At 64.4% G+C, this 14,259-nt stretch carries 11 protein-coding genes; 7 read left to right on the forward strand and 4 right to left on the reverse strand.

Going from position 1 to position 14,259, the window contains the following annotated elements; all coding sequences use genetic code 11:
• The first annotated feature begins 345 nt into the window (after positions 1–345).
• Both AC1RRE_RS08485 and AC1RRE_RS08490 read left to right on the forward strand, forming a co-directional pair.
• Positions 346–3,816, forward strand: coding sequence for a coiled-coil domain-containing protein (locus AC1RRE_RS08485; protein WP_492980688.1), 3,471 nt, complete (start codon positions 346–348; stop codon positions 3,814–3,816).
• Between the two features lie 10 nt (positions 3,817–3,826).
• On the forward strand, positions 3,827–4,684 hold the full coding sequence (locus tag AC1RRE_RS08490) for an HTD2 family dehydratase (protein WP_492980689.1): 858 nt from the start codon (positions 3,827–3,829) through the stop codon (positions 4,682–4,684).
• Positions 4,685–4,687: 3 nt separating this feature from the next.
• Here the strand turns inward: AC1RRE_RS08490 and AC1RRE_RS08495 are convergent, their stop codons facing one another.
• The 3 genes from AC1RRE_RS08495 to AC1RRE_RS08505 form a co-directional block, all read right to left on the reverse strand.
• Positions 4,688–6,358, reverse strand: a complete 1,671-nt coding sequence (locus AC1RRE_RS08495) for a tannase/feruloyl esterase family alpha/beta hydrolase (RefSeq protein WP_492980690.1) — start codon at positions 6,356–6,358, stop codon at positions 4,688–4,690.
• Positions 6,359–6,473: 115 nt separating this feature from the next.
• Positions 6,474–7,910 (reverse strand): aspartate ammonia-lyase, encoded by a 1,437-nt coding sequence (locus tag AC1RRE_RS08500; protein ID WP_492980691.1) that lies wholly within the window; start codon positions 7,908–7,910, stop codon positions 6,474–6,476.
• Positions 7,911–8,064: 154 nt separating this feature from the next.
• Positions 8,065–8,943 carry an SDR family oxidoreductase gene (locus AC1RRE_RS08505; protein ID WP_492980692.1) on the reverse strand — a complete coding sequence of 293 codons (879 nt, stop codon included), beginning with the start codon at positions 8,941–8,943 and terminating at the stop codon, positions 8,065–8,067.
• A gap of 59 nt (positions 8,944–9,002) precedes the next feature.
• Here AC1RRE_RS08505 and AC1RRE_RS08510 point away from each other — a divergent pair, with 59 nt between their 5' ends.
• The 5 genes from AC1RRE_RS08510 to AC1RRE_RS08530 all read left to right on the forward strand — a co-directional run bounded on the left by AC1RRE_RS08510 (position 9,003) and on the right by AC1RRE_RS08530 (position 13,352).
• The gene (locus tag AC1RRE_RS08510; RefSeq protein ID WP_492980693.1) at positions 9,003–9,776 is read left to right on the forward strand and encodes an SDR family oxidoreductase; all 774 of its coding nucleotides are present in this window, start codon (positions 9,003–9,005) and stop codon (positions 9,774–9,776) included.
• Positions 9,777–9,913: 137 nt separating this feature from the next.
• Positions 9,914–10,405: a putative pterin-binding protein gene (locus AC1RRE_RS08515; RefSeq protein ID WP_492980694.1), complete on the forward strand. Its 492-nt coding sequence runs from the start codon at positions 9,914–9,916 to the stop codon at positions 10,403–10,405.
• A 13-nt stretch (positions 10,406–10,418) separates the two neighbouring features.
• A complete protein-coding gene (locus AC1RRE_RS08520) occupies positions 10,419–11,864 on the forward strand; it encodes a sensor histidine kinase (protein WP_492980695.1) in 1,446 nt (481 codons plus the stop codon).
• Positions 11,864–12,895: an alpha/beta fold hydrolase gene (locus tag AC1RRE_RS08525; RefSeq protein ID WP_492980696.1), complete on the forward strand. Its 1,032-nt coding sequence runs from the start codon at positions 11,864–11,866 to the stop codon at positions 12,893–12,895. The genes AC1RRE_RS08520 and AC1RRE_RS08525 overlap by 1 nt, the downstream gene beginning before the upstream one ends.
• Entirely contained in the window at positions 12,888–13,352 is a 465-nt protein-coding gene (locus AC1RRE_RS08530) for an HPP family protein (RefSeq protein WP_492980697.1), read from the forward strand. The genes AC1RRE_RS08525 and AC1RRE_RS08530 overlap by 8 nt, the downstream gene beginning before the upstream one ends.
• On the opposite strand, the gene AC1RRE_RS08535 is transcribed toward AC1RRE_RS08530, so the two are convergent.
• Complete coding sequence (locus AC1RRE_RS08535; protein WP_492980698.1) at positions 13,349–14,257, reverse strand: glycosyltransferase family 9 protein; 909 nt, start codon at positions 14,255–14,257, stop codon at positions 13,349–13,351. The two genes, AC1RRE_RS08530 and AC1RRE_RS08535, sit on opposite strands and share 4 nt — an antisense overlap.
• Positions 14,258–14,259 lie beyond the last annotated feature (2 nt).

Genomic DNA, 14,259 nt, shown 5'->3' on the forward strand with positions numbered 1-14,259 from the left:
GGTACTCACGGTTAAGAGAGGGTCAATGGGATGTGTGACCTCAACCTGTAAAAAAACCCGTTGACGGACTCTGAGTAGCGTGAACCCCCTTATTTTATGCCGTGTCGCGCACGGAGAGCATTTTTCGGGGTGACTCAAAAAAGTTATCCCCGGGACTCACAGGGACGATTTCGAATCCTGTTCCGGGCTTTCGGGCAAGGCGCTGTTAACTATTCCGACCCTAAATATGGTGTGCTACCGGCGCGGGTTTTCCGCCCCGCCCCGGTCTTTTGTGTTTCAATGCGGAAGATGACGCGATCCGACCGGGCCGGAGACTGTCTCCAGGCCCCGACGGGGGAGGTTGCGATGCTGATCAAACACCCGCGCGCCGATATGGCCGCCAATGCCAACAAGTCTGCCAGCGAATCTGCGCTGCAGGAGGCCGATGCCAGGGCCGCCGAGCTGATCGGCCAGCCAATGCTGGAGCGCAAACGGCTGATGCTGGTGGCGGCAGGCGGCGCGGTCAGCGCGCTCTGGCTGCTCACCTGCGTCCTCTACATCGACAACTCGATCGGCTGGACCAATCTCTGGCATGCGCTGCCCCATGAAGTGGGCGCGTTCATCGCCGGCGTCGCAGCTCCGCTCGCCTTCCTCTGGCTGCTGCTGCTCAACATGTGGCGCGGCATGGCGATCAAGCGCCAGGCTGCCGCCCTGCACGAAATCCTGCTCGACCTGAGCTATCCCACTCCGGAAGCCGAGCGCCGCGTCTCGGCGCTGGCCGGTGCGCTGCGTCGTCAGGCGCGCGAGATGGAAGAGGCCGCGCAGTCCGCCACCGACAAGATCGCCAATCTGGGCGAGACCATGGCCGGCCAGCAGCAGGCCCTGATGCAGGCCGCCGCCGGCGCCGGCGAACAGGTCGCCCAGCAGGCCCGCCAGATCGGCGGCACGCTGAACCAGTCGTCGCAGGCACTGATCGCCGCGGCCGAACAGGTCAACCGCGATCTCGACAGTACCGTGAAGGGCCTTGCGGGCCGCTTCGAGGAACAGAGCCGCGCGCTTGTGGACGTCGCCGACAAGGTCGGTAGCGAAATGAACGCCAAGGTGTCGGGCATCGGCCAGACCGTGTCGACGCAGGCGCAGGTGCTGCTGCAGGCCGCCGATGTGATCGTGCGCGAAGTGGAAACCGCACGCGGCATCTTCCAGAACAAGGCGTCGGAAATTTCACGCATCACCTCCGCCATCCAGTTCCAGAACGAGCGCGTCGACGAACTGTCGCGCCGCCATGGCGAGCTGATGGACCAGGCCGTGAACCGCGCCGCCGAAGTGGCGCAGCAGATCGCTGCCCAGCTTGAACAGAAGATCGTGACGCTCGAACAGGCCGTCACCCGCGCCAGCGGCGAAGCCGGCCGCATTGGTCTGGGCTTTGCCGAATCCGCGCAGATCATCACCACCGCCGCCGAAGTCACCGTGGCGCGCGCCACTGCCGCCAGCGAAAGCTTCGGCCGCGAGAGCCAGGTGTTCAGCAGCGCCAGCCAGAAGGTGATCGACAGCGCCGAAGCCGCCGGCACCGTGCTGCGTGAACGCGTGCGCGAGATCGAGCATGCCACCGGCACCACGATTGGCCGCATCCGCGACATCGGTGAAACCATCCGTTCAGAAGTCGGCGTGCTCGACGAGCAGGGTGCCCGCGTCTCCGAGAAGCTGCGCCTGTCGGCCGACGACATGCGCACCCGCACCAACGCGCTGGAACAGGCTGGCGCCGCCGCCACCCAGCAGGCCGAGGCCTTCGCCGAATCCGCGACTCAGGCCGAACAGCGCCTGAAGCTGACCGGCAATCTCGTGCGTCACCAGTCGGACCAGCTCGCCTCCGCTGCCGAACAGGCCGACCAGCGTCTGGCCCAGGCCGGCGATGCGCTGCGCCGCGAAGGCGCCAACATGACCTCGACGCTGCAGCAGATCGCCGATCGCGCGCTGCGCACCGGCGACGAACTGAAGCAGCGTGCCGACACGCTGGATGAAACCGCGGATCGCGCACTGACCAAGATCGGCGACGCCGATGCCACCATCAAGGCGCGCATCGAAAGCCTGGCCCAGTCGGGCCGCGAAGCGCTCGACATGGCGGCGCAGGTCCAGGACACCATGACGCAGGCCAATGCGCTGCTGGCCCAGGCCACCCAGCGCACCGACGATCAGATCGGCGCCGCCGGCACGCTGCTGCGCGGCCATGCCGAACAGTTCGGCGTCACCATCGACGGCGTCGCCAAGCGCATCAGCGAGACCGGTACGACCGTCCGTGATCAGGTCGATGGCCTCGATCAGGCCGCCGCCCGCACCGCCCAGCGCCTGCGCTCGGCCGGCGAGAGCGCCGGTCAGGATGCCGTGCAGTTGCAGGCCGCCGCCGAACGCGCCGCCCAGCGTCTGCATCAGGTGAGTGAGACCGCGCAAGTTCAGGCGCATGCCTTGAGTGCTGCCGCCGAACGTGCGGCGATGGAATCGCAGCTTGCCGGCAGCACCGCTCAGGCGCGCGCCAAGGACCTGCAGGACCTGGCCGTCAATGTCGCAGAGGCGATGGCGACCCTTGCCGAGAAGGCGTCGAACCAGACCAGCGCACTGGTCGCGATGAGTGACAAGGCCCAGCTGGAAGTGGTGGCGCTGAATGCCGCCGCCGAGAAGGCGACCGGCAGCATCAACACCGCCGGCGACACCGCCCGCGTGCGCTCGCTCGAACTGGGCGAAGCGGCACAGAGCGTGGTCGACCGCACGCTGGAACTGCGCAGCACCATCCACGATCAGGCCGCAGCACTCACCTCGCTCTCAAGCGAGCTGACCCGCCAGGCCGAAAACATCCGCGAGAATTTCCGCGGCCGTGTGCAGGAACTGGCCGAGGCTTCCGATGCGGCGATCCTCAAGACCGCCAATATCGGCGACAGCTTCCGCCGCCAGGCGCAGGAAGTGTCCCGCGTGTCCGACGAGGCGGTCAGCCGCGTCGAGCAGGTGGGGTCGACCTTCGACGCCCGCGCCCGCGAGATCAACCTCGCGGTGGGCAATGCCTCGGGCCGTATCGACGATGCCAGCGAAGTGCTGCGTAACCGCACGCGCGAACTGGCCAACATCGTCGAGGATGCGATGAAGCAGACCGATCGGATGTCGGACGGCTTCCGTCGCCAGGCTGACGAGATCGATACCCGCGCCGGCCGTCTCTCGGAAAAGGTCACCGAGATCGGCGAGCGCATGGCCCGCACCGGCAACGAGTTCAGCGCCATCTCCGACCGCGCCAGTGCGCGTGCGGTCGAGACCGCCGAAATCCTGGGCCAGCGCGCGCAGGAACTGTCGTCGGCTGCGGCCCGCGCCGCCAGCGAGGCGGCCTCTGCCGAAGCCAGCCTCAAGGCGGACTCGAAGGCTCTGGCCGAGGCGGCCCGCACGGCCAGCATCGAGGCCGAAGCCCTGCGCAAGGCCACTCAGGCGCTGCGCGGCGAACAGTTCCTCAAGACGGCGGCGTTTGTTACCGGCCATCTCAACTCGATGGCCATCGATATCAGCCGCCTGCTCAATCGCGATCTGTCGGAAGACCTGTGGCGCCGCTACTACAAGGGCGAGCGTGGCCTGTTCACCCGCAAGCTGATCGACCAGAAGGACCTCGACAAGATCCGCGACAAGTATCAGGAGAATGGCGAATTCCGCGACTTCACCGACCGCTACATCGCCGAATTCGAGCGTGTGCTGGCCGGCGCCAAGGGCGTGGAGCACGAGGAACTGCTGACCTCGGCCTTCGTGACTGCCGATATCGGCAAGGTCTACCTGCTGCTGCGCGAGGCGGTCGGCAAGTCACGCCACTAAGTCAGGTGCGATGACAAAGACGGTTCTGAAAGATTGGATCGGCGGCACGGAAGAGGCCGCCGATCTTTTTTTGCCCGAACGCTGTGTAGCGCTGGCGCGTGCGCTGGGCCAGTCCGATGCCGATCTGGTGGAAGATCGCCCGCTGCCGCCGCTGCGGCACTGGCTGTATTTCTGGACCATGGCTGCCCGTGAGCGGCTGGGCCGCGACGGTCATCCGGCGCTCGGCGGTTTCCTGCCGGACGTGGGTAAAATCTGGGGCAGCCAGACACGGCGCATGTGGGCCGGCAGTCGTCTTGAGTTTCATCGGCCATTGACGCTGGGCCTACCGACACGGCGGCTGTCCACGGTTGAATCCATTGAAGAGAAATCCGGTCGCAGCGGCCGGCTGGTCTTCGTCACCGTGCGGCATGAAATCTTCGATGCCGACAGCCTCGCCGTCACCGACCGCCATGACATCGTCTATCGCGAGGAACTGCCGGGCGCGGCGCTGCCCGAACCGGATACGGCCTCGGGCGACAACCAGTGGCAGGTGCGATTCACGGCCGACCCGGTGCTGCTGTTCCGCTATTCGGCGCTGACCTATAACGGCCATCGCATCCATTATGATCGCGACTATGCCAAGGCCGTTGAAGGCTATCGCGGACTGGTGGTTCATGGGCCTTTGCTGGCGACGCTGCTGGTGGATTTCGCCACCAGCCTGCGGCCGGGGCAGGCGCTGAAGAGTTTCAGCTTCCGTGGCCGCCGTCCGGTGATTGACGGGCAGCCGTTCCAGCTGCGCGCGAAGACTGCCCATGATGGCAGCCTCTCCTTATGGATCGCCGATGCCGATGACGCGCTGGCGATGACGGCGGACGCGGCCTTCGCCTGAGCCTTACGGCATAGCGCAGTCGAAGCTGGCGGCCGCGCTGGCGTCACCGCCGCGATACCGCGGGAACATCGGATAGCGGCACATCGGACGCGATGCCGTGATCGCAAATGGCGGTGCCGGCTGATGCGCGCTCTGCACCAGATTGCCGGGCGCCGTGCCTTTCTCGACCCAGTCGCTTACCACTTCCAGCATGTCGACCGCCGACGGCGCACCGACGCCGACATGATCGGCACCCGGCGTGACGTACAGCCGCATGAAGCGGTCGACGGCAGGCTGGCTCATCTTGTCGACCACCGACTGGTAATACTGGATGCCGGCATAGGGGCTCTGGGCGTAATCGGCCATCTGCTCGGCTACCACCAGCTTGCCGCCGCGGCCGGCAAAGGCGCTGAGGTCCGGGTTGGTGGAGTCCATCAGGCCTGAGACCACCTGCGTGCGTTCGCGGAAACTGTCGACGGTATACTGACGCGGATCGTAATTGGGATCGCGCGCGTAGAAATACTGGATCGCCCCACTGCCATAGAGCCAGGCGCGGCTGCTGGCATTGGTGGCGGGCACGGTGGGCGGCGCAGTGCCGGTCTGCCAACTCACCCAGCCGCCGACCGGGCCGGTGCCGGATGCCGCTTCGCCACCGATGCCCCAGCCCGGATAGCTGCGGATGCCGTTGGCGAGATCGAAATTGAAATTCACCGAGGAATGCAGTGTCTGTACCGAGCGGATTTCAGCCGGCGTCAGGCACATCGGATTGGCAGGGCCGGGGCAGCGCAGGCGCGTGACATCGAAGATGCGCTTGCAGCCTTCGTGATCGCTGATGATGCCGTCCTTCAGCCCATCGCGGTCATCACAGGCATTGAGTGCTGCATCGGCGATCAACTTCACCTTGTCGGGGCTGATCCAGCCTTGCGTCAGCGCGATGCCCATGCGGGTTCCGGCAGCCTGGAGTCCGGTCCAGTTGATCACCGGCACGCGGCTGAAGATGCCGTCGAAGTCATTGGGATAACGCTGGGCCATGGTCAGGCCTTCGCGGCCGCCTTCGGAACTGCCGAAGAAGTACAGTTTCTCCGGCGCCTTGCCGTAACGGCGTTTCATCAGTTCGACCGCCACGTCGCGCACCTTCTTGTAGGAGGCGTGCGAGAAGTTGACCAAGGCCTCGTCATTCAGCGCAAAGGCCTGCAGCGGCACATTCAGTGCATTCTGGTGGCCGGAATCGGTGCCATAGGTGACATAGCCGCGTGCCAGTGGATGTGGCCGGTCGGGGCGCGAGGCCGGCGGCATGGCCAGACCGGTAATCAGCACGCCGTTGAAGCCGCCGCCACCATATTGCAGCGAGCGGCCGTTCCACTGGCTGGGCAGGTTGACCTGAAAGCGGATCGGCGGTGCCTGCGGATCAATCGCGGCGATCGCGCCGATGACCCGACAATGCTCGGGCAGCGCAGGTACGATCAGTTCGGGCGGCAGGGGCGAGAAGGGCGGGTTGGCCATCGCGGCAGCAGTCGAGGGCGCCGTGAGCGTTGCGCTTTCAATGACCGCGCCATTGGTCGGCAGGCCGATGCTGGTGGCCGCGATGGGCTGGAGCGGGCCGACGCAGGCCGCCGAAGGGTCGCGCGGTGCGGTCGTGCAGGCAGAGAGCAACAGAAGAACGGACAGCGCCGGCAGGCGGTGCAGTGCGGGCATGGTTTCCTCCTGTGACTGCTTATACGCAGCCTTGTCACAGGAGGTTAGGAGCCCGGCGGAACCGAGTCAAAAGACAAACAGGCGATCTGCTGCAGAATGCGAATACCGCACGCGGTCAGGTTGGGGGTGCCACGATCTTGCGACCCCGCCGGCGCGGCGCGGTCAGCTTGGCGACATCGAGAATGTCATCGAGCTGGGCCTCGGTGAGCCACTGCTTCTCGATGCAGAGCTCGCGCACGGTGCGTCCGGATTTCAGCGCTTCCTTGGCCAGCCAGGCCGACTTCTCGTAGCCGATATAGGGGTTCAGCGCCGTGACGATGCCGACGCTGGCCTCTACATGGCGTTTGGCCTGCTCCACGTTCGCCTGGATGCCGCTGACGCATTTCTCGGCCAGCGTGTTGGCGGCGCGCGACAGCAGCTGCATCGAGTTGAGCACGTTGTAGACGATCAGCGGTTCCATCACGTTCAGCTGCAGCTGCCCGGCCTCGGCCGCCATGGTGACGGCCATGTCGTTGCCGATCACCTGGAAGCAGACCTGGTTCACCACCTCGGGGATCACCGGGTTGACCTTGCCCGGCATGATAGAGGAGCCCGGCTGCATTGGCGGCAGTGAGATTTCGTTCAGGCCGCCGCGCGGGCCGGATGACAGCAGCCGCAGGTCGTTGGCGATCTTGGAAAGCTTGACCGCGATGCGCTTCAGCATGCCGGAATAGAGCACGAAGGCGCCCATGTCCCAGCTGGCCTCGATCAGGTTGGCAGCCCGCACCATGTCGAAGCCGCTGGCGCGCGTCAGTTCCTCGATGGCCAGATTGGAATATTCCGGTTCGGTGTTGATGCCGGTGCCCACGGCCGTGCCGCCCAGGTTGATCTCGCGGAACAGCTTCACGATCTCGTCGCCGCGCGAGACATCTTCCTTGATATTGATGGCAAAGGCCTCGAATTCCTGGCCCAGCGTCATCGGCACGGCATCCTGCAGCTGGGTGCGGCCCAGCTTGATGACGTCGGCGAATTCGACGCCGCGCTGGCGGAATTCGTAGGCCAGGCTGTCCAGGGCCTTCATCAGTTCGGAATGGCTGAGCATCACGCCCAGACGGACAGCGGTCGGATAGACATCGTTGGTCGATTGCGACAGATTCACGTCGTCGTTGGGATGCAGGTGCTGGTACTCGCCCTTGTGGAAGCCCAGCAGCTCCAGGCCGCGATTGGCCACCACCTCGTTGACGTTCATGTTGGTCGAGGTGCCGGCGCCGCCCTGAAAGACGTCGATGGTGAACCACTCATGCAGCTTGCCGGCGATCAGCTCGTCGCAGGCCTGGGCGATGCCCTTGTATTTCTCGGCTTCGAGATAGCCCAGCTTCTTGTTGGCCGCCGCGCAGGCCTTTTTCACCATGCCGAACGCCCGGATCAGGTTGGGGTAGTGGTTGATGCCGATGCCGGAGATATGGAAGTTGTCGATCGCGCGCTGCGTCTGGATGCCGTAATAGGCTCCCGCCGGGATCGCCATCTCGCCAAGCGAGTCATGTTCAAGGCGGGTGGTCGGATCGCTGCTCATACCGTGCCTCTGCTGTCTGCTCAAAACAGAGGCACAGTCTGCGCTTCCGCAACGGCAATGCGAAGCCTTTGCCAGGCTTTATTTCGTTGAAATACCTACAGTTTCCGATGCAACCAATGCATGACCCCATATCATTTCGGTTTATGGGGCCGCATTAGACTGTGCGTTTGGCTTTGTCCTTCGCATTGGTGGCTTCGATGCTGGCGCGGAGCTCCTGCCATTCCTCATCACTGAGGTCGCTCATATAGCCGAAGCCGCTGGCCGAGTTGAGCCACTGGCCGCCATCGAGGGCGATCACCTCACCGGTGAGATAGGCGACATCATCGGCCAGCAGGAAGGCGGCGAGATTGGCGAGCTCGGGCATGTTGCCGACGCGTCGCATCGGGATTGCGCCGATCTGGCGTTTTTCCAGTTCCTCGGTCGGCGCCAGCCGTTTGGTCATGCCCTCGGTGGGGAAGGGACCGGGCGCGATGGCATTCAGGCGGATGCCCTTGGGTCCCCATTCCACCGCCAGCGACTGCGTCATCGCCGCGACGCCGGCCTTCGACATCGCAGACGGCACGACGAAGGCCGAGCCGGTCCATGCCCATGTCGTGACGATGGAAACGATGCTGCCGCCGCGCTTCGCCGCGATCCAGCGCTTGCCCACCGCCTGTGTCACGTAGAAGCTGCCATGCAGCACGATATTGGCGATGGCATCGAAGCCGCGCGGACTCAGGTCTTCCGTTTTGGCGACGAAGTTGCCGGCGGCATTGTTGATCAACCCGTCCAGCGGACCGTGCTTCTGCCAGATCAGTTCGATCATCTCGTCCACGGCCTGGGCCGCCCGGATATCGCAGGGATAGGTATGGATTGCGCCGCCGGTGGCCTTGTGCAGCTCCTGTGCCGCTTCCTGCAGCACGCTATTGCGCCGGCCGCAGATATGCAGTTCAGCACCCAGCTCCATCAGGCGCTGCGCCATCGCCTTGCCCAGGCCGGTGCCGCCGCCGGTGATCAGAATGCGTTTTCCCTGGAATAGATCGTTGCGAAACATGTCGCCTCCCTGTTTTCTTATGTCTCAAATTAACCTGAGCATACCTCAGAGGAAAGTTTATGGACCTCAAACTCGCAGGCAAAGTCGCCATCGTCACTGGTGCCAGCAAAGGCATTGGTCGTGCCATTGCAGAAACCCTGTCCGCCGAAGGCATGAAGCTGGTTCTGGTGGCGCGCTCGGTTGATCTGCTGGAGGCATTGGCTAGCAGCCTGACCACAGAGGCGCTAGTACAGGGAGTGGACTTACGCGATCCCGATGCGCCGGCGCAGGTGGTGGATGCCGCGATCAAGCGCTTCGGCAGCCTCGACCTGCTGGTCAACAATGCCGGCGCCACCAAGCGCGGCGATTTTCTCACCTTGACGGAAGAAGACTGGACCGATGGCTATGCGCTGAAATTCTTTGGCGCGATGCGGTTGAGCCGCGCTGCCTGGCCGCATCTGGGCAAAAGCGCAGGCAGCATTGTCAGTATCATCGGCGTCGGCGGGCGCACCGGCACGGCGGAATTCGCCATCGGCGGCTCGGTCAATGCCGCCAGCATGAACCTGACCAAGGTACTGGCCGATCGCGGCATCCAGGATGGTGTGCGGGTCAATGCGATCAATCCCGGCACGATTGCCACCGAACGGCTGCAGGTGCGAATCCGTACTTTCGCCAAGGAGCAGAACCTGTCGGAGTCGGATGCCGCCGCCCAATTACCGCGCAGCATGGGCATCGCGCGATTCGGCGAACCCGCAGAGATTGCCCGGGCTGTGGCTTTCCTCGCCTCTCCGCAGGCGGCCTACCTTAATGGGGCGATTCTGGATGTCGATGGCGGCCTGACCCGCACGCTGTAAGTGCCATAGCAAAAGCTTCTATTGATTTTTCTCCACCGCAATGTCACTCCGGATGGAACGGGGACTGCATTGGGGTTGGGGTCTTGATCGGGAATGGCTTCGGACTGCTGCGTCGGGACTGGCGGCAGTTGTCTTGCGTGATCCTTCTGTTTGCGTTGCTTGCTCCGGCTGTCCGGGCCGTTGAGCCATTGCCGCCACCGCAGGGCGAGGTCCTGCTCACGATCAGCGGCCAGATCCTGCGGCATAATGTCGGCAATGAAGCCCGGTTCGACCGCGCCATGCTGACAAAGCTGGGCTGGGTCGAGGTGGTCACCGCCACGCCCTGGCACGGGAAGTCCGCCATCCGCTTCGAGGGCGTGCCGCTACGCGCGGTTCTGGAGGCAGTGGGCGCGCAGGGCGGCAGTGTCCAGGCTCTGGCGCATAACGATTACGCCGCCATCCTGCCTGTGGGCGATGTGCAGCGTCACAATGTGATCCTGGCGATGAAAGCCGATGGCGTGGATTTGACCATCCGCGACAAGGGGCCGCTTTTCATCATCTATCCTTATGACAGTGATGTGGCTCTCCGCACCGAAAGCATCTATCTGCGCTCGGTCTGGCAGTTGAATCGCCTGGACGTGCGGCCATGAGGGCACAGGCCTGATGCCGCGCCGCTTCCTGCCGAAAACAGTGCAGGCGCATCCCGAGGCCCTGTCGGGCGCGGGGCGGCGGTTCGTGCTGGTGATGGTGGCTACCGTGGTGGCGCTGTCGGTCGTGCTGGCCAGCTATCTTTACATGCAGCATGCCGAATACAGCCGCTTCTCGTTCCAGAACGTGATGTGGGACGGCGTGCAGATGCGCAACGAGCATCAGGCTTTCCGCGGCAGCCTGCTGGAGGTTTTGGCCGATGTGCCCCAGGCCAGCCGCGCCGACATGCGACGACGCTACGACATTCTGATCAGCCGGTTGCAGACCATCGAGGCCGGCGAGGCTGGTGCGGTCTATCGCAGCGACCGCGAACTCTATCCGGTGCTGCAACGTATCGCCCGGACGATCCAGACATGGGAAAAGCCGGTGGCGGATTTCGAAGCCGGTGACAGGGTGGCGGGGATGGAGCTCGCGCAGTCCACCAGAAGCATCACGGTTGACCTGAATGTTTTCAGCGGTGGCGTCAATGCGCTGGGCATCCGGCGTCTGGAAGAGGCGCGTGAGCGCTTCTCGCGGCTTTACTCGACCCTGATTGCGGCTGCGGTGATCACCTGGCTGCTGGTGATCGGCTTTGCCTATGCGCTGATGCGGCAGCTGCGCGCCACCGAGATCGCACATACCGAGATGCGGTCGATGACCGCTGATCTGGAACTGGCGCGCCGGCAGGCGGAAGAGGCCAGCCGCACAAAATCCAGCTTCCTGGCGACCATGAGCCACGAACTGCGCACACCGCTCAACGCCATTCTCGGTTTTGCCGATATCATGCGCCAGGGCCTGTTCGGACCGGTAGGTAATGCGCGTTATGCCGATTATGTCGACGGCATCCAGAAAAGCGGGCATCATCTGCTGTCGCTGATCAACGACGTGCTGGACATGTCGCGGATCGAGGCAGGCAAGCTCGAGCTCACGGAGAGCGAGGTCAACCTGGTGCAGGCTATCGATCAGGCAATGTCACTGGTCGGCGTGACCGCCGATGGCAAGGGGGTGTCGCTCGAGCACAATCTTTCGGCCATGGTGCCGCATCTCTATGCCGACGAACGCCTGCTGCGGCAGATGCTACTCAACCTGCTCAGCAACGCCATCAAGTTCACGCCTGAAGGCGGCAGTATCGAGATTGCCGCCGTTGTGCTTGGTGAAGGTGATTTGGCGATCCGCGTCCGCGACACCGGTGCGGGCATGAGCGACAACCAGCTTCGCCTGGTATTCGAACCCTTCTCGCAGGGCGGTGACTCATGGCGCGCGCGTGAAGGCGGCGGCAGCGGCCTCGGCTTGCCGATCACCCGGCGGCTGATCGAACTGCATGGCGGCCGGATTCATCTCGCCAGCCGCAAGAGCGCCGGTACCACGGCGACGCTGGTCTTTCCGGCCGAACGGGTCATTCCCGTCGACGGTAAGCTGTAATGGCAGTGCTGCGGCGCGGGTTCGCGACGCTGGCGCTGGTCTGCCTGCTTTTGACGGGAACGGCCTGCGCGCCGCGCCTGCAGCCGGCAGGTGACGGAATGATCGAGCCGGTCGTATCGGTGGAGCCCGAGTTGCAATGGCAGGCCGGCGATGGCCGCATCCTGCCGTTGCGCCGCTGGTTGCCGACGGGAAAGCCGACGGCGGTCATTCTGGCCATCCATGGCTTCAACGATTACAGCAACGCCTTCACCGAGGCCGCCGAATGGTGGTCGGCCCGCGGCATCGTCATCTATGCACCCGACCAGCGCGGCTTCGGTCGTGCGCCCTTCACCGGTCTGTGGCCGGGCGAGGATCGCATCGCCGATGACGTGATCGAGCTGAGTGCGGCCCTGCGTCGCATGCATCCGGATGTGCCGGTCTACTGGCTGGGAGAGAGCATGGGCGGCGCCGTGACGCTGCATGCGCTCAACCGCAGTGCCATCAAGGATCGCCCCAAGGCCATGATACTGACGGCGCCGGCGGTCTGGGGCCGTGCCACCATGCCGGTGCATTATCGCATGGCGCTGTGGCTCACCAGCTACACCATCCCATGGAAGACCTTCACCGGCAGTGGCCTGAAAATACAGGCGTCTAACAATATCGAGATGCTGCGTCGCCTGTCGCGCGATCCGCTGTTCATCAAGGCCACCCGTGTGGATGCGATCCACGGCCTGGTCAATCTGATGGACAAGGCCGCCGAGGTACAGCCGACCGGGCTGCCGGTGTTACTGCTGTATGGTGTGAAGGACGAGATCATTCCGAAAAAGCCGGTCGAAGCCTATGTCGGGACGTTGCGCGCTGTACCGGGCATCGACCTGCGCATCGGCATCTATGCGCAAGGCTGGCATATGCTGCTGCGCGATCTGCAGGCAGAGACGGTATGGCGTGATATCGCCGGTTGGATCGCCGATCCGCGCGCACCGCTGGCCTCGCGATCCGAACGCGATACGCTGCCGCTGTTCAGGGAAGATGAGAAAACCGACCGTGACTAGGGCAAGTCTTCTGGATGCCGTGTGGATTCTGCTTGGCATCGTGCCCAGCCTGGGGCTGGTGCTGTGGATCATCGATGCCGAGCATGGCCTGGCGCTGACTTCGCTGGGCAGCACGGCCATCCTGCTGTTCTGCTTTCCCACGCATGAAGGGTCGCGGCCGGTCGCGGTGCTGGTATCGCACCTGCTGGGCGCGGCCATCGGTATTGCATTGCTGCAGCTCTTCGGTAGCAATGTCTGGACCATGGGGCTGGGCGTGGCGCTGATCGCCGTGGTGATGAAGGCCTGCGGCATCATGCATCCGCCAGCCGGCGCCAATCCGCTAATCGTGCTCAACCTGAAAAGCGGCTGGCTGTTTCTCGCCTATCCGCTGCTGCCGGCACTGCTGATCCTGCTGGTCGCGGTGCTGGCCTGGAGCTATCTGCGGCCGGGGGCACGCTGGCCCATTCGCTGGATTTAAGCCGGTAATACCGCGATCACATCGGCGGCGGGCAGGTCCTGCAGGCTCGGGCGCTGCAGCTTGATCACATGATCGCCGCGCGGTGACACCTTGCGCGGATCGGACTCGTTTGAATACAGCACCACGGACGGTGCGCCGCTGGCGGCGATGATATGCATCGGGCCGGTATCGTTGCCCACAGCAAGGACGGCATTGCGGCCCAGCGTCGCCAGATCGGCAATCGAGGTCTGGTCGCACAGGCTGCGTGCGCCGGGCGCGGCGGCGGCGATCTCCTCGATCTCGGCGCGTTCGGCGGCACGACCGATCAGCAGTGGTGTCACGCTCTGTTGCAGCAGGTGCTGTGCCAGCAGGGCGAATTGCTGCGCCGGCCAGCGTTTGGCCGGGCGGTGCGGTGCGCCGCCGGGCGCCAGCAACGCAAAGCGCGCGGGCAGGCCGAAGCGCGTGACGTCGGATTGCAGGAAGCTCAGGTCCGGCAGGCCCGGATCAGGCATGCCGACCAGCGCCAGCTGCTGCGCGCGCAGGTCGCTGATATGGATCGGCGCAATGGGGTCAGGGATGTGATACCGCACGCCCTTTGCATTGCCGACCCAGATATCGCGCGGGCTGCCCAGCAGGCGATAATAGCTTTTGGTGCGCTGGCTGCCCTGCAGGTCGTAGATGCGGCTGAAATTGCCCTGCCGGATGCGACGCATCAGTGCGATGGTCTTGCCAATCTGCCATAGGCGTGCACGCGGATCGGTCCAGATTTCATCGACCGAGCCCGAGCGGCGGGTCAGGTCCACGTAGGGCTCCGTCGTCAGCAGCACGATATGTTCGCCCGGATGATGGCGGCGGATTGCAGCCAGCAGCGGCAGGGCGAGGATCATGTCGCCCAGCGCCGAATGCTTGATGACCAGGATTGCCACGG

This window comes from Ferrovibrio sp. GW821-FHT12D07, assembly GCF_058807275.1.